The following is a 23417-nucleotide window of genomic DNA, read 5'->3' as shown; positions in this document are numbered from 1 at the left end:
GTTTTTCATCACATCGACATCACTTCTTTTCAGGCAGTGCAAACGCCATCACGTAGTCACCCTGCTTGGTACCCAGCGAGCCGTGCCCGCCAGCGACCACCAGTACATACTGACGGCCATCCTTGCCGGTGTAGGTCATCGGCGTGGTCTGTGCGCCTGCAGGCAGGCGACCTTCCCACAGCTGCTTGCCGTTGCGGATATCGTAGGCACGCAGGTACTGGTCAAGCGTACCGCTGAGGAACGACACGCCGCTGGCCGTGGTGAAAGCGCCACCCAGGCTCGGCACGCCCATGCTCAACGGGATTGGCACAGGCGAGCTGTCGCGCACGGTACCGTTCTTGTGTTTCCAGATGGTCTGGTGAGTGGTCAAGTCGACCGCAGCCACGTAGCCCCAGGCAGGCGCCTGGCAAGGCAGGCCCATCGGCGACAGCAGCGCCTCCAGGATTACCCCGTACGGCGCGCCCTTGTTGGGCTGCACACCCTCGGTTTCGCTCTTGCGACCAGGGCCGCCGGCCACTTCTGCAGCAGGCACCAGCTTGGAGCGGAAAGCCATGTAGCTTGGGTTGACGAACGCCACCTGACGCACTGGGTCGACCGACAGGCCACCCCAGTCGAACACGCCGAAGTTGCCTGGGTACACCAAGGTGCCCTGCAGCGAAGGTGGCGTGAACGGACCTTCATAGCGCAGCGACTTGAAGTCGATTCGGCACAGCATCTGGTCGAATGGCGTCACACCCCACATGTCGCGCTCTTGCATGACCGGTGGCATGAAGTTGAGGTCGGATTTTGGTTGAGTCGGCGAGGTATGGTCGCCTTCCACCGCGCCCTGGGGCACCGGCACTTCGTGGATCGGCACGATCGGCTCGCCGGTCAAGCGGTTCAGCACGTAGATGCTGCCCTGCTTGGTCGAGGCCAGCACGGCCGGCTTAACGCCATCGGCGGTCTTGAGGTCCATCAGGGTAGGCTGGCCGCCTACGTCCATGTCCCACAGGTCGTGATGGGTGAACTGGTAGGTCCACTTCACATGGCCGGTGTCGATGTCCAGCGCGGTCAGGCCAGCGCTGTACTTCTCCGACTCGGGAGTGCGGTTGCCGCCCCACTGGTCGGGCATCTGGTTGCCCATGGGCAGGTACAGCATGCCGTTCTTTTCATCGACGCTGAACATGGACCACATGTTCGGCGAGTTGCGGGTATAGGTCTGGCCCGCAGCGATCGGCGTGGTGTCGTCGGGGTTGCCGCTGTCCCAGTTCCATACCAGGTGACCGTCGTGCACGTCATAGGCGCGGATCACGCCCGAAGGCTCGTCCACCGAAACGTTGTCGGTCACGTGGCCGCCGATCACGACCAGGTTCTTGGTCACGGCCGGTGGCGAAGTGGAGTAGTAACCGCCTGCAGCGAACTCGCCGATGTTGGCGCGCAGGTCGATCTGGCCCTTGTCGCCGAAGTCTTCGCACATCTTGCCAGTGTCGGCATTCAGAGCGATCAGACGGGTGTCGGCAGTCGGCACGAAGATGCGCTTCGGGCAGGCAGTCGGCGCAGCCGCAGGTGCGGTGGCGTCGGTGGCCGGGCTGGCGGCGGCGTAGGCAGCGTCATCGTGATACGACACGCCACGGCAGGTCATGTGGGCCCAGCCCTTGAAGTTCGGCGCGTTCTGCGTGCTGATCTTCGGGTCGAAACGCCAGATTTCCTTGCCGGTGTCCGGGTCCAGGGCGATGACCTGGCTGTGTGGCGTGCACACGTAGAGCATGCCGTTGACCTTGAGCGGGGTGTTCTCCGCAGTGGTCTCGCCCGGATCGTTCGGGCCAGGGATGTCGCCGGTACGGTAGGTCCAGGCCGGGGTCAGCTTGCTGACGTTTTCCGGGGTGATCTGCGCCAGTGGCGAGTAGCGATCGCCGTGGGCACTGCGACCGTAGGAGTTCCAGTCACCGTCGGGCATCGCCGGTGCGGTGTTGGGCATGTTGGCGGTTTCGCGGTCCAGCTCGCCTTTGATTTCACCAGGGTTGGTGAACTGGCTGGCCAGTGCGCAGAGGCCCGCCAGAACCACGGCGATGCTCAGCGCAGCCGTGGCCTTGGGTGCAGGCTGGCGCAGCAGTGGCTTGCGGAACCAGGGCAGCAGCAGGACCACGCCCAAGGCAAACCACAGGGCCAGGCGCGGCACCAGTTGCCACCAGTCCAGACCCACTTCGTACAACGACCAGACGGTGCTGGCGAACAATACCGCTGCATACAGGCCGATGGCCGAGCGACGACCCTGCAGCAGCAGCACGCCGGTGAAGCCTACGCCGATACCGGCGATCAAGTAGTACAGCGAGCCACCCAGGGTGGCGAGTTTGATACCGCCGGCCAGCAAGGCCAGACCCATCAGCAGCATCACGATACCCAGAAGTTTGGGCAGCAGGCGCGACCGACGCAAAGCACCGTCAGTGCTCATAGTGAGTTTTCTCCGTCATGTTCAAATGGTTCAGCAGAGTTCAAGTTTTTCTGAGCTCGTGTGTGTAAGGGTATTTCAGCGCCGTTTAGTTTCAGAACGATGCTTGAATCTTCAAGCCGCCAATCAATGCGTCGTCGATGTGGCTGACGCCGCCCGGGTGGCGGATGTACTGCAGGTTCGGTCGCAGCACCAGCCAGTTGGCCATGTGAACCCCGTAATAGAGCTCGGCGCTGTACTCGGTGTCCTGGATCGGCAGGTACGCGGCATCGTTGTAATCGCTGAGCGCGAGGGTACGGTTGTGCCACTCGGCGTTCTTGCGATACGCCGGGTTGACGTGGACCCTGGCCACGGCGAAACCGATGTCATCGCGCGCACGCGCATCGAACAGACCCTTGTAGACGACGCCGGCCTGGACGTAGTTGTCGATGGCGTTGGTTTTCTTGTCATGCAGGGTGGCGTTGGCGAACACGCTCAGGCCCCGCGAGTTGTCGCTGGCGACACGGGTCAGCTGTTGCTGGGCACCCAGCCAGAAACCGTGGCGGCTGGATGCACTGCGGTAATCCTGGCCGGTGATGGCAGCAGGCTGACCGCTGCGGTCCTTGTAGACGTCGTCGGCGTTTGCGGTGCTGTAGTAGTAGCCGGCACGGTACTCGCCCGGCAGCCCGCCGAACGTCGGCTTCCAGATCAGCTCGACCGGCAGCATGGCGCCCTCGGTACCACTTCCGCTGAGCTTGAAGCCGTTGTCGTTCTCCAGGTTCGAGGGGTTCTGCTCGAAAATGCCGACCTGGGCATACAACTGCGGCGTGATGTTGTATTTGATGCGCAATGCCCACTGGCTCACCGGCCAGTTGTACCAGACGCTGCCGACCCAGTTGCCCACCTGTGAGCCACAGAACGCCAGGTTCTGGAAGTCGCACGGGAAGCTGTTGAATTCTTCGCCTTCACCGAAGCGACCGGCCTTGATGTCCAGGCGCTGGTCGAAGAACTTCTGCTGGTACCACAGCTGGGTGATCCGCGTGATGTTGCCGCGACCCCAGACTTCCTGCGCCGATGTAAAACCGCCGACACGCGGATCGTTGATCCGGTCGTTGCTGATGTTGTCGCCGTTACGGTCGGTCAGGGTGAGCTGGAACTCGGCGTCATGCCAACCGAGGATCTTCTCCAGGTCCATGTGCACACCCAATGCAAACTGGTCGCTGTAGCGCGTGGCATGGTCGTGGTTGTAACCGCCGTGCAGGTTGCTGCCGACTTCGCCGGTGTAGTCGAGCTTGAAATCGTAACCCTTGGCGGAAAGATCGCCGCGGGTGCCGTTCCAGTCGCCGAACATGAACGGAGACTGCGAATCGAAAGCGGGCAGGGCAACAGCGCTTTGGCTGGTGCCCAGGGTACCTAATGCAAGTAGCGCGGTGAACGGCAAAAACGCCATGGGGCGTGAAGGGGCAGTAAGAGGCATTGGCAGAGAGTTCTTCTGGTGGGTCCGAAGCTGTTCGAGAGGCGCTTCGTTATTTTTCAAAAGTGAAACGTTTCAGTTTGTTGCGGCGGAAGGATATAGCTCGAGGCCATGCTTTTAAAGCCGGGTTTGAAAGAGGGTTAGTTGCCGAAACTGCAACAGTGCGGCGGCTTGCCGCAGGTGGCGCGCACGCACGGCGCGGTCTGGCGCCTGCCCGAATGGGCATTGCGACCGATGGCGAGCGCCCAATAAAAGCTTTGCGCCGCCGTGCCCGTTGGTTAAGGTGCGCACCTTCTGCCCCGCCGTTTCTGGAGCCTGGCATGCATGAGCCTACACACAACCCCCTGCACGGCGTAACGCTGGAGCAGATCCTTATTGCGCTTGTGGCGCATTACCAATGGGAAGGGCTGGCGCAGCGGATCGACATCCGCTGCTTCAAGAGCGACCCGAGCATCAAGTCGAGCCTGACCTTCCTGCGCAAGACGCCCTGGGCGCGGGAAAAAGTCGAACGGCTCTATGTGCAACTGCAGCGCGGCAAGCGTTGATCCCTGGCGAACGCCGGTTGGTTGCGCTGGCGGCGGCCGCCACCTGGTTTGCTCTGGCCCTGCAGCTGTATCTGGTGCTGTGGTCGCGCTGGCAGATCGAAGCGAGCCTGCTGGGTGGGCTGGTGCATTTCTTCAGCTTCTTCACCATTCTTACCAATACGGCAGTGGCTGGCGTGTTGACCGCTCACGTGTCGACGTGCAACTCGAAGTGGCGGCGTATCTGCCTGCGGCCCGCGGTGAGCAGTGGGGTCATGGTCAGTATCGTTGTGGTCGGCGTGGCCTACAGCCTGTTGCTGCGCAACCTGTGGCAGCCCCAGGGTTGGCAATGGCTGGCCAACGAGTTGCTGCACGATGTGCTGCCGGTCGCTTTCGTGCTGTATTGGGCACTCTGCGTGCCCAAAGGTACGTTGCGCTTGTGGCACGTACCGGCGTGGGCGATCTATCCACTGGTGTATTTCGCCTACCTGTTGCTGCGTGGACAGAGCATCGGCGTCTACCCTTATCCGTTCCTGGACGTTTCGAAGCTGGGCATGGGGCAGGTCTGGTTGAATGCACTGGGCGTATTGATGGCCTTCCTTGGCTGCTCGGTGCTGGTGTTGGCCGTGGACCGCTGGTGGGGGCGTCGGGGCGCGCGCTAGGCGACCCCGTGCACCGACCCGGCGCCAGCATCACTCGCCGTCGTCACCTTCGAGCCGCCAGTAGCCGGCGGCCTTGATCTGCTCTTCGCTCAGCCCATGCTGGTCGAGCAATACGCGCCGCAACTTGCGCGAGAGCCCCGCCTCGGTCGCGATCCAGCCATAGACCACGCCTTCGGGCAGGCGCAGGTCGCTGACCGTCTGCAGCAGGTCGCCCTGGTGCCGGTCGACCCAGATCACCTCGAATGCCGCCGCGCTGTCGAACGGCTGCTGCTCGTCGGCGTTCTCCACCTCGACCACCAGCAGCGCGCGACGGTTGGCCGACAGTTCTTCCAGACGGCGCGCCATGGCGGGGATCGCCGTTTCGTCGCCGATCAGCAGGTAGGCGTCGAACACATCCGGTACATGCATCGAGCTGCGTGGGCCGCCGATGTGCAGGAATTGACCCGGCTCGGCCTGGGCCGCCCAGGTTGCGGCGGGGCCGTCGCCGTGCAGGACGAAGTCGATGTCCAGCTCGCCGGCCGCGAGGTCGAAGCGGCGAGGGGTGTAGTCGCGCATGTCGGGCTTGGCTTCGTCCGGCGTCGGTGCGCCCAGCACCATGGTGTCGAGCGCCGCTTGCTGCTCCGGGGTGGTGGCGAACATCAGCTTGATGTGGTCATCGCAGCCTTCGCTGACGAAACCGGCCAGCTCGGGGCCGCCGAGGGTGATGCGGCGCATGCGTGGGGTGAGCTGCACAACACGCAACACCTGCAGGCGGCGACGTTTGATCTCGTGCATGACACGATGAATACCGAATGGGTTGTCTGCCTTCATTGCGGGGCTCCTGGTCCGATAGGGGGCTATCGACATAGCTTATTACGCCGCCAGGCCCGCGTGAATGAGTTCGTTCGCCGCGCGCCCTGCCATTCAACGTGCAGCCTGCAAGGGCGCACTGCACTGGGTGTGTGCACCCGGCTGCAGGTAGGGAGTGAGAATCGGAGCCATGCCCTTGAGCACCTGCACCGGAAGCGCCGAAGTGAAGCGAAAGCCCTCCGCCGCCTTGCCCGGCACGAACGCGGTCAGGGTGCCGAAGTGGTTCTCACCGATGAAGAACACGAACGTGGCGGTACGGTTGATGGCCTTCGAGCTGATCACCCGGCCCCCGGCACCGAAGCTGGAAATGCGGTTGTCACCGGTGCCGGTCTTGCCGCCCATCACCAGCGCCGTGCCGTCATCGGTCTTGAAACTGCCCGATACCCGCCGCGCGGTGCCGGCGTCCACCACCTGCGACAGCGCCTCACGCATGGCCGCCGCGACCTCGGCGGGCAGGACTCGCTTGCCGCGGTCCGGATCGCTGATCACCCGCGTTTCGTAGGGCGTGTCGGCAGCAAAATGAAGAGTATCGATGCGCACGGTAGGCAGCTTGATGCCATCGTTCTGAATGATGCCGATCAGCTCGGCCAAGGCCGCAGGGCGGTCACCTGAGCTGCCGATGGCGGTCGCCAGCGACGGCACCAGGTGATCGAACGGATAACCCACGCGCTGCCAGCGCTGATGGATATCGGTAAACGCTTCGATCTCGAGCATGGTGCGAATACGATTGTCGCGGGCGCGCTTGTGGCGACTGTTGAACAACCAGCTGTAAACCTCCTGCCGTTCGAACCGGCTGGCCGCGCCCGCCTCGCCGAACTTGGCGTCCGGATGATTGAGCAGGTAGCCCAGCAGCCACAGGTCCAGCGGGTGGACGCGCGCGATGTAGCCCTGATCCGGCAGGTTGTAGCGGCCCGGGCCATAGCCGGTGTACATCTCGTTCAGGCGCTTGTCGGTGACGTTGTCGCTTTTGCTGTGCTCGCGCACGAAGCGATCGAATTGCGCCTGGGGCGCATTGGGGTACAGGTAGCGATGCACGGCCGCCAGCCGCTGCGGGGTAGGGCGCATGCCGTCGAGGAAGGTTTCCAGGCGCTGCTCGGTGGTCTTGCGCTGGTACTTCTTCCAGAAGCGCTGGAGGAACTCCGTGCCTTCGCGATCGGCGAAGCGGGCCAGGTATTCCTGGCGACGCGGATCGTCGTCGTCCCTGAGCAACTGCCCGCTGTTGCTTGGCGCGGAGTAGGTGCTGTAGCGCACCAGGTCGCGCATCAGGCGGATGAAGGGCAGGTTGATGGACTCCTGCAGCGCTTCCTTGAGCGTGGGAATGCGGCCGTTGTCCTCGCGCCGAAAGTTGCCGAAAGTGTGGATCCCGCCGCCGGTGAAGAAACTCTCGGCAGGGCTTGCCGAGTACTTGCGCTCCAGGGCGGCGCCGAGCAATGCCCGCGCATCCGCGCCGGGGTTCTGGATCATGTAGTCGAGCACCCAGCGCGACAGCCGATCGGCTTCTTCGATCTTCACCTGGCGCAGTTGCGCGGGTGTCTGCCCGGCATAGCGCTCATGCAGTTCGTGAATGATCTCGAGGTAGGTGGTGAGCACGCGCATCTTGGCCGTCGACCCCAGCTCCAGCTTGCTGCCTTCGTTGATGTCGAAGGGCTGGTCGGTGTTGTCGGTCTGCACTCGTACCCGCGAGCCGTCGGCCGTCCGTTCGAACAGGGTGAAGCTGTAGCTGACCTCTCGGGTGCTGGCCGAGGTCAGCAGGCGCTCGCCGATTAGGCCGATTTGCTGGGCGAAGGCCGGGTCGGCAAGGTGGCGCAGATAATCACTGGCCTGTTTCTGCAGATCGGCATGCAGGGTGGTGGTGGCCGAGAGGTCCAGCCGGTCCAGGTCGTACAACGGTCGGTCAAGCATGGACGAGAGGCGGTTGCGCGCCACGCTGATGCCCTTGTTCGACTCGTTGGGTTGCCAGGTAGGCTCCTGCACCCAATCGCGGTACATGACCTGGCTGGCCAGGGCTGCGGTGGCCAGGGTCGGGTCAACGATACCGTTGGCGGTCAGCAGGCGAATATGGCTGTCGGTCAGCTCGGCGAGGTCGTCATGGCCCTTGTTGAGGAAGTACGAAGGACGGCGCTGGGCGATCATCAGCGACAGTACCTGGCGCAGGGCGAGCCCACGCGCGGCTTCGCTGGCGGGGTCGGTGGTGGTGCTGGCGAGGGCGCGGTTGACCTGCTCGAAATCGGCGCCATACCAGACCCGCAAGCCTTCGGCCATGCCGTGCACTTCACCATGGCCGGGCACGGCCGACAGCGGCACGCTGTTGAGGTAGTCGCGCACGACGCGCTGGCGTGCCTCCAGGGTCTGCGGACCGTCCTGATAGGCACGCACGCTGGCCGAGATCATCTGGCGAATCTTCTCCGGCCCGGAACCGGTCAGGCCGTCGGGCGAGTGTCGATACTTCTCCAATTGCGTGGCCAGGGTGCTGCCACCGGCCGACTGCCCGGGGAGGGCGAACATCTTGGCTACCTGCGACCAGGCCGCCTTGGCAAAACGCGGCCAATCCACGGCAGGGTTGAGCAGGGGTTCGGGGCTGTCGAGCAGGCCGCGGTTCTCGACGAACAGCAGGCTGTTGACCATGACTGGCGGAATCTGGGCGAACTCGGTGTAGAGCTGCTGGGGGTAGCGATACAGGTACAACGGGTCGCCCCGGCAATCGGTGATCACCAGCCCGGCCTGGGGTTTTTCCTGATAGGGCACGAACAGATCGTGCCCGGCGTAACGCATCAGCGCCGGCGAAAAATGCGTCTGTCGTTCGACCACGTAATTGCGCTTGAGCAGGCGTGGAATGAAATCGCCCAGGGCGCTGTAGCCCAGGCGCTTGTCGAACGGGCCCTCGCCTGGATAGACGATAGCTTCGCTTGGCCCCGGCTGCAGCTCGTAGGTCAGCGACGCCGCCCAACGGCTGAATTCGCGCGCCTGCAGTCGCGACGTCCGCATTTCCGCGTACATCGCATACGCCAGCGCCGCGACAGTGATCACCACCAGCAACCAGAACAGACGCCACCACAGGTGACGTTGACGTGGGCTATCTGGCAATGGAGACGGGTCAGGACTGACAGCGGGGGTTGCAGTCTTGTCAGGTTCGGTTTGCCACAAAACGCCCATAGATATTCACACCGGTCACGGAAAATTCATCGCACCTGGAGCAAGTCTAGACGCTAGAGCAGTTGCGTGAAAAAAATGTGAAAATCAATGTGTCTGATACGTCGGTTCATTCCGATCGACCGTGCGGGTCCGATTCGGCCCGCCGCAGCCTCAGCGCAGCATTTCCTTGACCAGCCGATCCTGCTCGATCAACTCGCGTTGCCGTGCATCGATTCGCGAGGCGAGCTGGAAGTTGTCGGCGGCCCGGCGCTTGGCCAGATCGAGTTGCTGGATGGCCTGGTCGAACTCGCCGACCAGGGCGAAGAACTCGGCGCGTGCCTGATGCAGCCCAACGATGTTGCCATTCTGTCCGCGCGTTTCGGCCACCAGGTACCACACGTCCGGGTCGTCCGAGCGGCTCTTGAGCAGGTTTTCCAGGCCTTTTTCGGCATCCGCCATGCGGTTCTGCTTGAGCAGCACGTCGACCCGCTTCTGGTTGATCGGGTAGTTGCCGGGATACTGCGTCACCAGCCGATCGATGCGCTGCTGGGCATCGGGAATGCGGTTGTTGGTGATGTCCAGATCGACCTGCGCCAGATTGAAGGTGATGTCGTCCGGCTGTTTGCCGAGCAGCTGCTTGAGGTTCTCCCGCGCTTCGTTGAGTTGGCCAGCCTTGACCTGAGCCAGCGCCAAGCCATAGCGCGCGGGGAGCGCATTGGGGTTTTCATCCAGTTGCGCGCGGAAGCGCTTGGCTGCCAGCCCTGGGGTTTCCTCGTAGTACAGCTGAACGCGCGCGCGCATCAGTTGGTACCACAGGCTGTCTTCCTTGCCCCCTTTGGCGGCCTGTTCGGCGCGGTTGCGCGTGTCGGCGATACGCGATTCGCTGACCGGGTGAGTCAGGAGGAATTCCGGCGGCCGTGCATCGAAACGGTACTGGCGCATCAGGCGTTCGAACATGGTCGGCATGTTGCGCGGGTCGTAGCCGGCCTTTTCCATGTTGATGATGCCGATGCGGTCCGCCTCCTGCTCGTTCTGCCGGGAGAAGCGTCGCTGTTCCTGGATCGCCGCAGCCTGGCTGCCGGCGATTGCCGCAATACCGGCGTCACCGGCACCGGACGCGGCGATCACGATGCCGGCCAGCAGCGCCGCCATCATCGGCAGTTGCATGCGCTGCTGCGCCTCGACCCCGCGCGCGAAGTGGCGTTGCGACAAGTGCGCCAGTTCGTGGGCCAGCACACCGATGTACTCACCCTCGGTTTCGGCATTGAAGAACAACCCGCCATTGACCCCGACGATGCCCCCTGGCGCAGCGAAGGCATTGAGCTCTTTGCTGTCGATCAGGATGAACTCCAGGCGCCGGTCGTTCAGCTGGCTGGTTTCGGAGAGCCGATACACGCTGGTTTCGACGAAATCCTTGAGCTGTGGGTCATTGAGCTGTTTGACCTGACCGCGCAGCAGGCTCAGCCAGGCACGACCCAACTGATGCTCCTGCTGGGGCGAGACGATCGCGGAACTGGCGTCGCCAAGTGACGGCAGATCGCTGGCGTGGCCCGGCAGCGCCAGCAGGCAGGCAAGTGTCAGCAGGGTAGGGCGCAGAAAGGGCATGCACTGAGCTCGGCAGATGAAAGGCCCTACTGTAGCCGCCCCATCCGACGACCACCAGAGGCGCCGGCCTTGGGTTATCCTGTCGCGCCGCTGGCTGTCGCGATCGAGGCAGCATCACGGCTTTCTTTGGTTGGAGAAGATATCGATGAGCGATGCGCCCGAATGTGACGCCGAGCTGGACACCAGCGGTCTTAATTGCCCGTTGCCACTGCTCAAGGCCAAGCTGGAACTGAACCGGATGGCCAGTGGCACGGTATTGAAGGTGATCGCCACGGACGCCGGCTCGCAGCGCGACTTCCGCTCGTTCGCCACGTTGGCAGGTCACGCGCTGTTACATGAACAGGCGCTGGACGGGGTCTACTCGTATTGGTTGCGCAAGGCCTGAGCCACCACCTTCGGTAGCTGGGCCATTCAAGGGAATTTCAATGTTCAAAGTGTTACGCAACTGGATCCAGCGGTACTTCTCCGACGAAGAGGCCGTCGTCCTGGCGGTGCTGCTGGTGCTGGCGTTCACCGCCGTACTGACCCTGGGCGGCATGCTGGCGCCGGTGCTGGCAGGGATGGTGCTGGCGTTTCTCATGCAGGGCCTGGTCAATTTCCTGGAACGCTTGCGGGTGCCTTCGGGCGTGGCCGTGGGAGCGGTGTTCGCGCTGTTCATGGGTGCGCTGGCGCTGTTCATGCTGGTGCTCGTGCCGCTGCTCTGGCACCAGTTGATCACGCTGTTCAACGAGTTGCCCGGCATGCTGGGCAAGTGGCAGTCACTGCTGTTGCTGCTGCCCGAACGCTATCCGCACCTGGTCAGCGACGAACAGGTGCTGCAGGCCATCGAAGCGGCGCGCGGCGAGATCGGCAAGTTCGGCCAGTGGGCACTGACCTTTTCCCTGTCCAGCCTGCCACTGCTGGTGAACATCATGATCTATTTCGTGCTGGTGCCGATCCTGGTGTTCTTCTTTCTCAAGGACCGGGTGATGATCGGCCGCTGGGTCAGCGGTTACCTGCCGCGCGAGCGGGCGCTGCTGACTCGGGTGGCGCAGGAGATGAACCGGCAGATCGCCAATTACATCCGTGGCAAGGTCATCGAGATCTTCATCTGCGGGGTGGTGACCTACATCGCGTTCGTTGCGCTGGGCTTGAACTACGCGGCGCTGTTGGCCCTGCTGGTAGGCGTGTCGGTAGTGGTGCCCTATGTGGGCGCCGTGGTGGTGACCGTACCGGTGACCTTGATCGCACTGTTCCAGTGGGGTTGGGGCGACCAGTTCATCTACCTGATGGTGGTGTACGGCATCATCCAGACCCTGGACGGCAACGTGCTGGTGCCGCTGCTGTTCTCCGAGGCGGTGAACCTGCACCCGGTGGCGATCATCTGCGCGGTGTTGCTGTTCGGCGGGCTGTGGGGGTTCTGGGGAATCTTCTTCGCCATCCCCCTGGCAACCTTGTTCAAGGCCGTGCTCGATGCCTGGCCGCGCCAGGAGCCCACCGTGGCGCCGATGCTCTGAAACCGCGGCGCGGCCTTCGCGGCCGCTGACCGCTCCTACACACGATCGTCGCAGGAGCGGTCAGTAGCCGCGAAAAATCCAACCCCCTCTCAACCCTTGCTCAACGCCTGTGCCGCCTCCAGCACGCTCTGCACATGCCCCGGCACCTTCACGCCACGCCATTCCTGGCGCAACACACCGTCCCGGTCGATCAGGAAGGTGCTGCGATCCACGCCCAGGTATTCCTTGCCATACAGCTTCTTCAACTTGATCACGTCGAACAGCTGGCACAACGCCTCGTCCTGATCGCTGATCAGCTCGAAGGTGAAGCCCTGCTTGGCTTTGAAATTCTCGTGGGACTTGAGCCCGTCGCGCGACACCCCGAATACCTCGGTGTCGGCGGCCTTGAACTGCTCGAGCAGGTCACGGAAATCCTGACCCTGGGTGGTGCAGCCCGGCGTGCTGTCCTTGGGGTAGAAGTAGACCACCACCTGGCGACCCTTGAGCTCGCTCAGGTGGACGGTCTGGCCGCCGGTGGCCTGGGCTTGGAAATCGGCTACAGGTTCGTTGAGAGCGACAGCCATCGGTCAGTCCTTACATGGGGTTCTGTGGGCGCCAGGGTTCGATCAGCGCATCCAGGTTCAAGGCATCGGCGAAGTCCAGGAACTGGTCGCGCAACCAGCTGATCTGCACGCCGGCGGGCAGTGTCACGGTAAACGTGGCATTGAGCATGGTGCCACCGGTCTGCGGCGCCTGATAGGTGTCGCAGGTCAGGTTCTCCAGCTCGACGTTGTGGTCGATGAAGAACTGGCACAGCTCGTTGATGATGTCCGAGCGGTACGCCGAACTGACGTAGGCCACGTACGGCAGCGCCTGCGGGCGGCTGTCGAGGGTGGCGCTGCGCACCAGGCTGACCGTGAAGTCGTGCTTCTTGGCCAGCGAAGCCAGGCTGGTTTCCAGGCGCGCCAGGGCGTCCCAGTTGCCTGCTACCTGCAGCACCAGGGCGCTGTATTCGCCGTGGCGGGTCAGGCGCGAGGTGGACACCGAGCAGCGGGCGTCGTGGGCCGCGCGGCACAGTACATTGGTCAGTTCCATGGGATTGCGGCCCAGGGCGCTGATGACGAGGAATTGTTCGCGAACTGTGGGGGTGGACATGCAGCATTCCTAAAGCGATGAGCGGTCGGCGGCGTCAAGGGGCCGGATGACTGGTTCAAGGCCTGCGCCGTACCTCGTGCGTACCCCTGCCAACCGCCCGGCAACGCCCGCAAATACGGGGTAAAGCCAGGTGGCAAGGCTCAGGGACGGGGTTCGAAGCGCCGTTACGGCAGGCGATGACCAGGCAAGAAAGGCAACCCCTGCCGATCAAAGTCTGAAAGGGTATAGAAAACCGGCGCCAAGGGGAATGCTCGCGGCGTGGTACTTCGCTTGTGCAAGGTGGATAGCGCCAGTACCATTACCGCTCTCTTTTTCCGGCAGGAGCGGTTGCATGATTGCGGGCAGTATGGTGGCACTGGTCACACCCATGGACGCCCAAGGGCGTCTGGACTGGGACAGCCTGAGCAAACTGGTGGACTTCCATCTGCAGGAGGGCACCCATGCCATCGTCGCGGTCGGCACCACCGGCGAATCGGCGACGCTCGACTACGAAGAGCACATCAAGGTCATCGAGCACGTGGTCAAGCAGGTGAACGGGCGTATCCCGGTCATCGCCGGCACCGGCGCCAATTCCACCCGCGAGGCCGTCGAGCTGACCCGCAATGCCAAGAAGGCCGGCGCCGATGCCTGCCTGCTGGTCACGCCCTACTACAACAAGCCGACCCAGGAAGGCCTGTACCAGCACTTCAAGCACATCGCCGAAGCCGTCGACATTCCGCAGATCCTCTACAACGTTCCCGGCCGCACTGCCTGCGACATGCTGGCCGACACCGTCGTGCGCCTTTCCAGCGTGCCGAACATCATCGGCATCAAGGAAGCCACCGGCGACCTGGCCCGTGCCAAAGACATCATCAGCCGTGTCGACAGCGACTTCCTGGTGCTGTCCGGCGATGATCCCACTGCGGTCGAGCTCATCCTGCTGGGTGGCAAGGGCAATATTTCGGTCACCGCCAACGTCGCCCCGCGCGCCATGGCCGACCTGTGCAATGCGGCGTTGAAGGGCGAGGCCGAACTGGCCCGCGCCATCAACGACAAGCTGATGCCGCTGCACAAGAACCTGTTCCTGGAAGCCAACCCGATTCCGGTCAAATGGGCGTTGCATGAAATGGGCTTGATGCCCGAAGGCATTCGCCTGCCGCTCACCTGGTTGAGCGCCACCTGTCATGAACCGCTGCGGCAGGCCCTGCGCCAGTCCGGCGTCCTGGTTTAATTGAGGAAGTAAGACGCATGAAGCGATTGGCTGGCCTTTCTGCCCTTGCCTTGGTCATTTCGAGCACCAGCGGTTGCGGGTGGCTCTGGGGCGAAAACGGTTACTTCCGCGATCGTGGCAATGATTACCTCGAGGCGACCCAAACCGCCCCGATGCAACTGCCGCCCGGCGTGCAAACCGACAAGCGTCTGGATCCGCTGCTGCCGATCCCGCGCAACGTCGCCGACGATAACGCCAAGGCTTCCGAATTCGAAGTGCCGCGCCCACTGCCCTTGCAGGTAGCTGCGCAGGCCAGTGATTTCTCGCTGCAGCGCAGCGGTGAAAACCGCTGGATCATGGCCCAGCGTGCGCCTGCCGAAGTCTGGCCGATTGCTCACCAGTTCTTCGAGGACAACGGTTTCCGCATCGCCGAAGACCGTCCGCAAACCGGTGAATTCACCACCACCTGGCAGCGCTTCGACGAGCTCTCCGCCTCTATGGCACAGCGCCTGAGCGGTGCCACCACCTCCAGTGGAAGCGAAACCCGTGTGCGCGTGCGCATCGAACCCGGCGTGCAGCGCAACAGCAGCGAAATCTACGTGGTCAGCGTCGAGCGCCCGGCCGGCAGCAGCACCGAGCCCGATTTCCCGGCGCGCTCGGTGAACACCGGCCTGGACTCGATCCTGGTCGACCAGATGCTCGCCAGCATGACCCGCGACTCGGAACGCGGTGGCTCGGTGTCCCTGGTAGCCGCACGTGATTTCGACGCGCCTAGCCGTGTGGCCATGAGCGAAGACGGCAGCGGCAACCCGGTGCTCAACGTCGGTGCCGACCTGGACCGTGCCTGGTCCAGTGTGGGCCGTGCCCTGGAGCAGGGCCAGTGGCGCATCGAAGACATCAACCGCAGCCTGGGCCTGTACTACATCAACGTTGCCGAATCCGCCCAGCGCGCCGACGACAAGCCCGGCTTCTTCAGCCGCGTGTTCGGCAATGCGCCGAGCAAGGAAGAACTCGAAGCCCGCGCCGAGCGTTACCAGGTGCGCCTGAGCAAGGTGGGCGACAGCGTCCAGGTCACCGTCGAGAAGAACATCAACACCGTGGCCCCGGCAGATGTTGCCCGCCGTGTGTTGGGTGTGATTCAAGACAACCTGGGTTAAGCGATGCGTTTTGCCGTTCTCGGCAGCGGTAGCCAAGGGAATGGCACGCTGATCAGCAGCGAAGACACCCATGTGCTGGTCGATTGCGGTTTCTCCCTGCGCGAAACCGAACGTCGGCTGGCCCGCCTGGGCCTGAGCGCCGCGCAATTGAGCGCCGTGCTGGTGACCCACGAACATGCCGACCACGTGCATGGCGTGGAGCTGCTGGCGCGCCGCCATGGCGTGCCTGTCTACATGAGCCTCGGCACCGAGCGCGGCCTGCGCAAGCCGGTGCCGGTACGCACCCATGTGCGCTGCGGCGACGTGCTGGAAATCGGTGCGTTGCGTATCGAAGTGGTTGCCGTGGCCCATGACGCCCTGGAGCCTACGCAGTACGTGTTCAGCGACGGCAAGCGACGCTTCGGCCTGCTGACCGACCTGGGCTCCCACTGCGCCAGGGTGCGTGACCATTACCAGGGCCTGGATGCCCTGATGATCGAAAGCAACCACTGCCGCGACATGCTTGCCCGTGGGCACTACCCTTATTTTCTCAAGCAGCGCGTCGGCGGTGACTGGGGCCATTTGAACAATCATCAAGCTGCCGGCCTGGTGGCACAGTTGGGCTGGCAGAACCTGCAACACCTGGTGCTGGCCCACTTGAGCAGCAAGAACAACCTGCCGCAGCTGGCCCGGCAATGCTTCGTCGACACCCTGGGGTGCGATGCGGACTGGCTGCAACTGGCCGACCAAGATTCAGGGCTCGACTGGCGCCACATCGCCTAGCGTCCCAAAGGGGCGCCTAGCCCATACTTTTAGCAAGCGGAGCCCATCATGGAAAAACGTGAAGAACTCTACCGCGGCAAAGCCAAGTCGGTGTACAAGACCGACGACGCCGACCGCTTGATCCTGCTGTTTCGCAACGACACCTCGGCGTTCGACGGCAAGCGCATCGAACAGCTCGACCGCAAGGGCATGGTGAACAACAAGTTCAACGCCTTCATCATGCAGAAACTGGAAGCCGCTGGCATCCCGACCCAATTCGACAAGCTGCTGGCCGACAACGAAGTGCTGGTCAAGAAGCTCGACATGATTCCGGTCGAATGCGTAGTGCGCAACTACGCCGCCGGCAGCCTGGTCAAGCGCCTGGGCGTCGAAGAAGGCATGAAGCTGAACCCGTACACCTTCGAGCTGTTCCTCAAGGACGACGCCATGGGTGACCCGTTCATCAACGAATCCCACGTCGTCGCCTTCGGCTGGGGCACCGCCGAGCAACTGGCGAAGATGAAAGAGCTGTCGCTCAAGGTCAACGACGTACTGACCAAGCTGTTCGACGACGCCGGCCTGCTGCTGGTCGACTTCAAGCTCGAGTTCGGCGTGTTCAGCGACGGCTCTATCGTTCTGGGCGACGAATTCAGCCCCGACGGCTGCCGCCTGTGGGACAAGGACACCCGCAAGAAAATGGACAAGGACCGCTTCCGTCAGGGCCTGGGCGACGTCATCGAAGCCTACGAAGAAGTGGCCAATCGTCTGGGCGTGCCGCTGTAACACCGTTTTAGACGCGCAAGCGCCTGAATTCGCAAATTATTTTGCATCAGGGGCTTCGCGTTTGGCGCAGACGCTGGTATGATTCGCGCCGTTGGAGAGATGCCAGAGTGGCCGAATGGGACGGATTCGAAATCCGTTGTACCTTCACCGGTACCTAGGGTTCGAATCCCTATCTCTCCGCCATTATTTGAAAAGCCCCGAGTGCTTATAGCCTCGGGGCTTTTTTGTGTCAGGGATTTAAGTAGTGGGTGCCTGTGCGTCTGCAGCCGGCCAGCCCTTGACGCTTCAGTCCATGGTTTTCAGCGCAATGCTGTCCTCTGCGAATCCTGTTTGGCGCCTACAATATCGACACAGCAGCTTTCAAAAAATCAGACGCGTTTCACATCGGACCGAGTAAAGTTCCAGCGGTCAAACGAAAACCCAACGGCAGGGTCGCCTACTATTCAAAGGAAGGAAAAAATGTGCTCGTTCAGAATGATCGTAACAACTGCATGCTGTTTTTTTATGATGGGCTGCGAAAAACGGCAGATAGAACCATGCCCCCAGGCAGGGAGAGACTTTCTGGAGAGATCAGTGCGGGCCTACTTTGATAGGTTCAAGCCGAATCAAGGGGGCAATTTCGTCCAGATATTTTATGACGAAGAATATAACCCCTCGACCAAAGGCTGGATAGTGTCGGTAGACAGCCCTGGCAAAGAGTACTTCGCACTTGTGTCGTGCGCGGGCAGTGTGGAGCTGTCGGTTAGGGAGCTAGGTGGGGTGGCTCCAAAAAAATCCCTTTAGGGATTTTTCCCAGGGTTTCCAGCAGGGAATGATTTTGCCCATGTGATGCAGGCTTTATGGGATAAATAAAGAAGCTTTCAGTAAATCTAGATCGCTATAGATCAGTGCTGGATTACGTGCAGTACGATTATGTAACTGTTTGTTATGGGTGGCAAATCTACATACGCTGAATTGAGAAATATGTCGAAAGAACTTAGCAATTAATAGGGTTGTTATAATTTTCCGGTTCTTTGTAAGATTTGGTCGAGCCTCCGGAAGCACGCGTGTATGTCTTCTGCGTTAGATTTCGAGGGGTCAAACTAAAATTTCTTAAAAGGACTTTGTCATGGCAGCTCTAGTTTTGCCACCCAGCCACGTTGGCGCGAACTCTCCCTATTTTAACGACATGGGTATACACCTATCGGGCGCGGGCGACATGATTGCCTACTCATCTGCGTACTGGCTGTTTGCACAGCAGGCGGCAGACGAGCTATTCAGGGAGGATATGTATAAAAAGGGTGACTGGAAAAGCGCTTTGAACTCGGCACTTGTTTGGGGCAAGGATGAAGCGATGATGGCGTTTGAGAAAGCATCAGTAGCTGACTACTTGGTAGCCAAAGGCGCAAGTACTATCGATAACGCCATCAGTGTTAACTGGGGGTACGGCGTTTTTGCAGACGTTATGCGACATTATGATGGTGAGCTTTCAGGAAGCGTGTACTCCCCGGCGGCCGCACTGTTTCATTCGGTGGCGGCATCAGGAACGCCTATGTGGGCTAATATAAACAATCTTGGTTTGCACTTTGAAATTGGTGAGTTTGGTAAAGTGCATAGTGCAATGATGTCTGCCGATCAGGGCGTTAGTCATTTGTATATTGATAAGCTGGCGTATTCAACGTCTAATGACTCACTAGTGACTGGCGCGTTTCTGGGTGACATAACGCTGAAAATTGAGGGTGACATAAATAAGACTGGAGAAACTGTTTCTTTTTCAGGCTCGGTTAAGGCGTGGGACGATACGTATGATGCGAACCTCTCTAGCCACAGGTCCGAGTTTGGGGAGGCTTCTACCAAAGTTTTAAATTTCATTCAAACCTATAGCCCCGCGCAACCTTTCGAAATAAAACTAATTGGCGAGTTGCCCATTAGCTTTGAAATTAATGGGGAGTAACCTTTTTAGCTTTAGGCGTTCTTGAGTAACTCGGTCATATATTCTTTTTCAAATTTCTGATGGAGAGACGTTACGGTGCGATGGGTGATGAATGAGTGTAAGGCTACTCGTCCGGTCGCTAAGGGTTCATGGCCCATCGCAGCCCCGAATTTTGTCCTGATACATTTTAATAATCGGTGTGAGAGTTAGGTGTCGAGGGTTCCGTTAGCGGCAGATGACTGGGAAAACAAGATTGATCAATTTGCGATTATGCCGTGAGATATGAATCAAGTTAACTTGTTAAAAGTACGGTCCGTACACAAATGATCTAAGAGTCACGCATCAAGCCTCGTTTCGGTGTCTACATAGCCCTGATAATCTCCGGCGCCTACCACTTTTATCTGAACGCCCAGGCCGATAACGACCTTTCAGTCAAACCCCAACCATATGTCGTCACCCATCCAGTGGAACTTCCCCACCCCAATTCCCTTCAATACCCATGAACCTGTCGCGGCGTCTGTTCCTATCGGTACCTGAGCAGGTTTTTTTTCGGTTGATCCTGAAACCGGTTTCAGGATCAACCCTATACCAGTCCATCTCATCCCGAAGGAGCCTGGAACGGATGAACAGAAACCTATTGAAGCGAACCTCAATCCCCGTCCTGGCGGCCGCAACATTGGCGCTGGCAGTGAACGCAGCCCATGCCGAGACCATCGATCGCAGCCTGGTTCCCATCGGTTCGATCCAAGAGGTGGCGGCGTTCAACGGCCCAGGCCCGTCAGGTATCGTGGTGACCCCGGAAGGGCGCACGTTTGTTGGCTTTCCGCGTCATGCCGAGGATCACGCGGGCATGACGCTGGGCGAGTTGGTCAACGGCAAGCTGGTTCCCTATCCCTCCGCCGCCGTCAGCCTGCCGTCTGAACTATCCGACGCCAAGCGGATTGTTTCCCTGCATGGCATGACCCTGGACAAGCGTGGGCGCCTCTGGTTGATCGACGATGGCAAACGCGCAGGCAAGCAGGGCATTCCGGCGGGTGCAGCGAAGGTGGTGGGTATCGACCTGAGCAGCAACAGCATCGCGACCTCCATCGAGCTCAAGGATGCCTTGCGTCAAGACAGCCACATGAATGACCTGCGCATCGATCTCACCCACGGCAGCCAAGGCACCGCTTATGTCGCCGATTCATCCTTCGGCGACGACCCGGCCTTGGTGGTGGTGGATCTGGCCACCGGCAAGCAGCGTCGTGTGCTCGCCGGTCACCCCTCCATCGTTGCGCAAAAAGATTTCGTCACCCAGCTCGACGGTGTGCCCATGCGCTACGACGGCAAGAACAGCGCATTTCCTCATGGTGGCGTCGATGGTCTGGCGCTGACGCCCGACAGCTCGCGTTTGTTCTACTCGCCGCTCACCAGTCGACACCTGTGGAGCCTGCCGACCGCGGCTCTTGCTGACTTCAGTCTCGATGATCGACAACTGGCTGAGCAGATCAAGGATGAAGGGGAGAAAGTGATGGTCGACGGGATGGACATGGATGCTCAGGGCCGCTTGTACATGACCGATGCCGAGCATCATCAGGTGCTGCGTCGCTGGCCGGATGGCCGCCTCGACGTGGTCGTGCGTGACCCGCGACTGGTGTGGCCGGACGGGGTATTCGTGACCGCCGGTTCGGTGTACGTGACGCTGGGGCAGTGGAGCCGGATGGGCAAGGGATTCGACACCCGGCAGCCGCCGTATTTGTTGGTCAGGGCGCCCATTGAGGCCACGCCGAAGTTCGACGCGGCACACTGACCGGATGGGGGGCACAGATGGTGCCCCCGATGACTTCAATCGCAGAAACCCTGGTAGAAAATCTGAAGATCCCTCTTCGCCTGCCAGCTCCTTGATCCATCCCGCTGCTATCCGTACCCCCAGCCTCATCCGCCACCAGTAAAAACCACGGCACACATATTGCTCTGCTAACAATAAATTTATAGATAGCTAGCAAAGCCGGGGCCCCCAAATCATGATCGCTACCTCCTCTCGTGCGGTGATCTGCACGCCTCACGCCCAGGCCAGTGCCGCTGGGATGCAGATCCTTGAAGCCGGTGGCACTGCCATTGATGCCATGTTGGCAGCCAGCGCCATGCTCGCCGTGGTCTTCCCGCACATGACCGGCCTGGGCGGGGATGCCCTGTGGATGATCCACGACACCCAGGTGCGCACCATCGTGGGGATCGGGCAGGCCGGACAGCGTTTGCCCGACGGCGGAGTCATCGGTTTGAGAGGGCCATCGTCGGTCGCCACCACGGCGGGTGCGCTGGCGAGCTGGCACACGGCGGCGACGATCAGCCGACATGAGTGGGGTTCGAATTTTGGTTGGGCCGACCTGTTGCAGGACGCCGCCAGCGTGGCGGAGGCGGGCACGCCGGTTTCACAGTCGCAGCTGTTTTGGCAGACATTGCGGCAGCCACTCATCGAGCAATTGCCGGACCTGCACGGTGTCTGCAAAACCGATGGGCGTTGGCTACGCGCGGGCGATACGCTGCGCCAGCCGGCGCTGGCCAATACCTTGCGGCATCTGGCCAGGCACGGTGTCGAGGACTTCTATCAGGGCGAGTTGGCCCACGCCTTCGAGGCGGCGTTCGATCGGCTAGGTTGTGGCTTGACCCAGGCCGATCTTTCGGCCACGCGAGCGCCGCTGGTTGCCCCGATCTCAGTACCTTATCGCCAGGGCCGACTCTATAACGTCGCACCGCCGTGCCAGGGTCTGTACACATTGCAAGCCATGGCCGCGCTGCAGCATAAGCCACTCGCGCGGCTCGGCAATGGCAGTGCGCTTTATTACCACTACTTGGTCGAAGCCATCAAGCAAGGTCTGCTGCGCCGCAACGCGCAGTTGTGCGATCCGCTGAGCACCGCTTGGGATTTCACCGCCAGTCTCGATGAACGGCACGTTCAGGGGTATGCCGATGCCATCGACGACCAGCGTGCAGCTCCGTGGAACGAGCCGGGACGTCCGGCCGATACGGTGTGGATGGCGGCGACCGATGCCCAGGGTCGCACGGCCTGCCTCATCCAGAGTTTGTTTCACGACTTCGGCTCCGGCTGTATTCTGGGTGACACCGGGGTGCTATGGCAGAACCGTGCTGCGGGTTTCAACGCCAACCCCGAACACGTCAACGGCTGGGCCCCCGGCAAGCGTCCCGCGCACACGCTCAACCCGTCCTGTTACCTGGCGGACGATGGCCAGCGCTGGTTCTTCGGCACGCAAGGGGGCGATGGCCAACCGCAGACACAGATGGTTCTAGCGACTCAGCTGATCGACTATCGGCAGCCCATCGATCAGGCGCTGGCCACTCCGCGCTTTCTGTTGGGCCGCAGTTTTTTCGACAGCACCGACAACCTCAAGCTCGAGGGCGATATGCCTGCCGCGACCATCGAAGGCCTGGCGGCGCTCGGCCATGAGGTGGAAATCATAGCTGCGCAGAGCCCGATGACGGGCCATGCCGGTATCATTGCCATTGATGCCGAGGGTCGGCGCAGCGCCATGCATGATCCGCGAGGTGAGGGTACGGCCCTTGGCCAGGTAGACTGAGGGCCGAACCGGGCATTTGCCGGATACGGGGCATCTCGTGTATAGGCATGAGGCCTTCCAGACAACAGAGGAAACGATGGGGTTGAGTACCGTCACTGCCAAACAGCTCGAGGTGCAGCGTATCGTCGATGCGTTGTTCAAGGCCATTGCCCAACATCGCCTGCCGCCCGGCACCCGGTTGGTCGAAGCCCACATCGTCGAAACCTTGCAGGCCAACCGCAATCATGTGCAGGTCGCGCTACAGCGCCTGGCGATGCAGAAAGTAGTGACCATCGAAGCCAATCGCGGCGCCATGGTTGCCCAGCCGACGGCGAAGGAAGCGCGGGACATCTTCAGCGCCCGTCGTGCCATCGAGCGGGCCATTGTCGAGGCCATTACCCCGGCCGTGATGCGCAAACAGCGGCAACGCATTGCCAGCCATATGAGTAACGAGCGCAAAGCCACCAGCGATACCGATCGCCGCGCCATCGTTCGCGAGCTGAGCGAATTTCACCTGCTGCTCGGCGAGATCAGCGGCAATACCGTGCTCAGCGATATCCTGGGCAACCTGATGGTGCGCAGCTCGTTGATCGTGGCGCTGTACCAGCGTAACGACGTGCCGTCGTGCGCGTCGGATGAGCATCAGGAAATCATTACCGCGCTGGAGCAAGGCGATAATGCACGGGCCGTGGCGGTCATGCTCGAACACCTGGACGAACTGGAAGGGCAGCTGGCGCTGGAAGAGCGAGCGCTGGAGGAGTTCAACCTCAAGCAAGCGCTGCGTGGCTGATGCGCAGGCGT

19 protein-coding genes and 1 tRNA gene are annotated in these 23417 nt (G+C 61.4%); 13 read left to right on the top strand and 7 right to left on the bottom strand.

The genetic code is table 11. The features are described 5' to 3' along the window. Window positions 1-19: 19 nt before the first annotated feature. Window positions 20-2431 (bottom strand): glucose/quinate/shikimate family membrane-bound PQQ-dependent dehydrogenase, encoded by a 2412-nt coding sequence (locus tag IFU31_RS06230; protein ID WP_192102522.1) that lies wholly within the window; start codon window positions 2429-2431, stop codon window positions 20-22. A gap of 91 nt (window positions 2432-2522) precedes the next feature. Continuing rightward, window positions 2523-3884, bottom strand: coding sequence for a carbohydrate porin (locus tag IFU31_RS06225; RefSeq protein WP_192102521.1), 1362 nt, complete (start codon window positions 3882-3884; stop codon window positions 2523-2525). Window positions 3885-4201: 317 nt separating this feature from the next. On the opposite strand from IFU31_RS06225, the gene IFU31_RS06220 reads away from it, so the two are divergent. Both IFU31_RS06220 and IFU31_RS06215 read left to right on the top strand, forming a co-directional pair. Further along, entirely contained in the window at window positions 4202-4426 is a 225-nt protein-coding gene (locus IFU31_RS06220) for a VF530 family protein (RefSeq protein WP_122476696.1), read from the top strand. Continuing rightward, the gene (locus IFU31_RS06215) at window positions 4426-5064 is read left to right on the top strand and encodes a Pr6Pr family membrane protein (RefSeq protein ID WP_446731019.1); all 639 of its coding nucleotides are present in this window, start codon (window positions 4426-4428) and stop codon (window positions 5062-5064) included. The genes IFU31_RS06220 and IFU31_RS06215 overlap by 1 nt, the downstream gene beginning before the upstream one ends. A 30-nt stretch (window positions 5065-5094) precedes the next feature. Here the strand turns inward: IFU31_RS06215 and IFU31_RS06210 are convergent, their stop codons facing one another. The 3 genes from IFU31_RS06210 to IFU31_RS06200 all read right to left on the bottom strand — a co-directional run bounded on the left by IFU31_RS06210 (window position 5095) and on the right by IFU31_RS06200 (window position 10650). Then, window positions 5095-5874 carry a siderophore-interacting protein gene (locus IFU31_RS06210; protein WP_192102519.1) on the bottom strand — a complete coding sequence of 260 codons (780 nt, stop codon included), beginning with the start codon at window positions 5872-5874 and terminating at the stop codon, window positions 5095-5097. A 93-nt stretch (window positions 5875-5967) separates the two neighbouring features. Then, window positions 5968-9066 carry a transglycosylase domain-containing protein gene (locus IFU31_RS06205; protein ID WP_192102518.1) on the bottom strand — a complete coding sequence of 1033 codons (3099 nt, stop codon included), beginning with the start codon at window positions 9064-9066 and terminating at the stop codon, window positions 5968-5970. Between the two features lie 150 nt (window positions 9067-9216). Then, window positions 9217-10650, bottom strand: coding sequence for a M48 family metalloprotease (locus IFU31_RS06200; protein ID WP_122476690.1), 1434 nt, complete (start codon window positions 10648-10650; stop codon window positions 9217-9219). 145 nt (window positions 10651-10795) lie between these two features. On the opposite strand from IFU31_RS06200, the gene IFU31_RS06195 reads away from it, so the two are divergent. After that, a complete protein-coding gene (locus tag IFU31_RS06195; RefSeq protein ID WP_122476689.1) occupies window positions 10796-11035 on the top strand; it encodes a sulfurtransferase TusA family protein in 240 nt (79 codons plus the stop codon). 40 nt (window positions 11036-11075) lie between these two features. After that, window positions 11076-12146 (top strand): AI-2E family transporter, encoded by a 1071-nt coding sequence (locus IFU31_RS06190; protein ID WP_122476688.1) that lies wholly within the window; start codon window positions 11076-11078, stop codon window positions 12144-12146. 89 nt (window positions 12147-12235) lie between these two features. On the opposite strand, the gene IFU31_RS06185 is transcribed toward IFU31_RS06190, so the two are convergent. Together IFU31_RS06185 and IFU31_RS06180 are read right to left on the bottom strand one after the other, a co-directional pair. After that, on the bottom strand, window positions 12236-12709 hold the full coding sequence (locus IFU31_RS06185) for a peroxiredoxin (RefSeq protein WP_192052739.1): 474 nt from the start codon (window positions 12707-12709) through the stop codon (window positions 12236-12238). A gap of 10 nt (window positions 12710-12719) precedes the next feature. Next, window positions 12720-13280 carry a glycine cleavage system protein R gene (locus IFU31_RS06180; protein WP_122476686.1) on the bottom strand — a complete coding sequence of 187 codons (561 nt, stop codon included), beginning with the start codon at window positions 13278-13280 and terminating at the stop codon, window positions 12720-12722. A gap of 331 nt (window positions 13281-13611) precedes the next feature. On the opposite strand from IFU31_RS06180, the gene dapA reads away from it, so the two are divergent. The 9 genes from dapA to IFU31_RS06135 all read left to right on the top strand — a co-directional run bounded on the left by dapA (window position 13612) and on the right by IFU31_RS06135 (window position 23406). Then, window positions 13612-14490 carry a 4-hydroxy-tetrahydrodipicolinate synthase gene (dapA, locus tag IFU31_RS06175; protein WP_122476685.1) on the top strand — a complete coding sequence of 293 codons (879 nt, stop codon included), beginning with the start codon at window positions 13612-13614 and terminating at the stop codon, window positions 14488-14490. Between the two features lie 17 nt (window positions 14491-14507). Beyond that, window positions 14508-15626, top strand: coding sequence for an outer membrane protein assembly factor BamC (gene bamC / locus IFU31_RS06170; RefSeq protein ID WP_192057816.1), 1119 nt, complete (start codon window positions 14508-14510; stop codon window positions 15624-15626). Window positions 15627-15629: 3 nt separating this feature from the next. Further along, the gene (locus IFU31_RS06165; RefSeq protein WP_122714075.1) at window positions 15630-16388 is read left to right on the top strand and encodes an MBL fold metallo-hydrolase; all 759 of its coding nucleotides are present in this window, start codon (window positions 15630-15632) and stop codon (window positions 16386-16388) included. Between the two features lie 48 nt (window positions 16389-16436). After that, on the top strand, window positions 16437-17150 hold the full coding sequence (gene purC / locus IFU31_RS06160) for a phosphoribosylaminoimidazolesuccinocarboxamide synthase (RefSeq protein WP_192102517.1): 714 nt from the start codon (window positions 16437-16439) through the stop codon (window positions 17148-17150). 93 nt (window positions 17151-17243) lie between these two features. Next, window positions 17244-17333: transfer RNA gene (locus IFU31_RS06155), tRNA-Ser, on the top strand. Window positions 17334-18258: 925 nt separating this feature from the next. Further along, window positions 18259-19083: a lipid II-degrading bacteriocin gene (locus IFU31_RS06150; RefSeq protein WP_122801033.1), complete on the top strand. Its 825-nt coding sequence runs from the start codon at window positions 18259-18261 to the stop codon at window positions 19081-19083. 601 nt (window positions 19084-19684) lie between these two features. Further along, entirely contained in the window at window positions 19685-20851 is a 1167-nt protein-coding gene (locus tag IFU31_RS06145) for an SMP-30/gluconolactonase/LRE family protein (protein WP_192102516.1), read from the top strand. Between the two features lie 214 nt (window positions 20852-21065). Further along, on the top strand, window positions 21066-22637 hold the full coding sequence (locus IFU31_RS06140) for a gamma-glutamyltransferase family protein (RefSeq protein ID WP_192102515.1): 1572 nt from the start codon (window positions 21066-21068) through the stop codon (window positions 22635-22637). A gap of 76 nt (window positions 22638-22713) precedes the next feature. Further along, entirely contained in the window at window positions 22714-23406 is a 693-nt protein-coding gene (locus tag IFU31_RS06135) for a GntR family transcriptional regulator (RefSeq protein ID WP_122476658.1), read from the top strand. The last annotated feature ends 11 nt before the right edge of the window (window positions 23407-23417 follow it).

This window comes from Pseudomonas sp. CFBP 13602, from assembly GCF_014842725.1.
In the GTDB taxonomy this organism is placed as follows: Bacteria; Pseudomonadota; Gammaproteobacteria; order Pseudomonadales; family Pseudomonadaceae; genus Aquipseudomonas; species Aquipseudomonas baltica.
The sequence above is the reverse complement of the archived record's forward strand: the minus strand, read 5'-3'. Positions and strand labels throughout refer to the sequence as shown.

What these genes read in the sequence shown, in the direction of transcription:
- IFU31_RS06195 (WP_122476689.1), top strand. Translation starts at nt 10,796, where the DNA reads ATGAGCGATGCGCCCGAATGTGACGCCGAGCTGGACACCAGCGGTCTT.
- IFU31_RS06165 (WP_122714075.1), top strand. Translation starts at nt 15,630, where the DNA reads ATGCGTTTTGCCGTTCTCGGCAGCGGTAGCCAAGGGAATGGCACGCTG.
- IFU31_RS06210 (WP_192102519.1), bottom strand. Translation starts at nt 5,874, where the DNA reads ATGAAGGCAGACAACCCATTCGGTATTCATCGTGTCATGCACGAGATC.
- IFU31_RS06190 (WP_122476688.1), top strand. Translation starts at nt 11,076, where the DNA reads ATGTTCAAAGTGTTACGCAACTGGATCCAGCGGTACTTCTCCGACGAA.
- IFU31_RS06185 (WP_192052739.1), bottom strand. Translation starts at nt 12,709, where the DNA reads ATGGCTGTCGCTCTCAACGAACCTGTAGCCGATTTCCAAGCCCAGGCC.
- IFU31_RS06180 (WP_122476686.1), bottom strand. Translation starts at nt 13,280, where the DNA reads ATGTCCACCCCCACAGTTCGCGAACAATTCCTCGTCATCAGCGCCCTG.
- IFU31_RS06205 (WP_192102518.1), bottom strand. Translation starts at nt 9,066, where the DNA reads ATGGGCGTTTTGTGGCAAACCGAACCTGACAAGACTGCAACCCCCGCT.
- purC (WP_192102517.1), top strand. Translation starts at nt 16,437, where the DNA reads ATGGAAAAACGTGAAGAACTCTACCGCGGCAAAGCCAAGTCGGTGTAC.
- IFU31_RS06230 (WP_192102522.1), bottom strand. Translation starts at nt 2,431, where the DNA reads ATGAGCACTGACGGTGCTTTGCGTCGGTCGCGCCTGCTGCCCAAACTT.
- IFU31_RS06135 (WP_122476658.1), top strand. Translation starts at nt 22,714, where the DNA reads ATGGGGTTGAGTACCGTCACTGCCAAACAGCTCGAGGTGCAGCGTATC.
- IFU31_RS06225 (WP_192102521.1), bottom strand. Translation starts at nt 3,884, where the DNA reads ATGCCTCTTACTGCCCCTTCACGCCCCATGGCGTTTTTGCCGTTCACC.
- IFU31_RS06140 (WP_192102515.1), top strand. Translation starts at nt 21,066, where the DNA reads ATGATCGCTACCTCCTCTCGTGCGGTGATCTGCACGCCTCACGCCCAG.
- bamC (WP_192057816.1), top strand. Translation starts at nt 14,508, where the DNA reads ATGAAGCGATTGGCTGGCCTTTCTGCCCTTGCCTTGGTCATTTCGAGC.
- IFU31_RS06200 (WP_122476690.1), bottom strand. Translation starts at nt 10,650, where the DNA reads ATGCCCTTTCTGCGCCCTACCCTGCTGACACTTGCCTGCCTGCTGGCG.
- IFU31_RS06145 (WP_192102516.1), top strand. Translation starts at nt 19,685, where the DNA reads ATGAACAGAAACCTATTGAAGCGAACCTCAATCCCCGTCCTGGCGGCC.
- IFU31_RS06220 (WP_122476696.1), top strand. Translation starts at nt 4,202, where the DNA reads ATGCATGAGCCTACACACAACCCCCTGCACGGCGTAACGCTGGAGCAG.
- dapA (WP_122476685.1), top strand. Translation starts at nt 13,612, where the DNA reads ATGATTGCGGGCAGTATGGTGGCACTGGTCACACCCATGGACGCCCAA.
- IFU31_RS06150 (WP_122801033.1), top strand. Translation starts at nt 18,259, where the DNA reads ATGGCAGCTCTAGTTTTGCCACCCAGCCACGTTGGCGCGAACTCTCCC.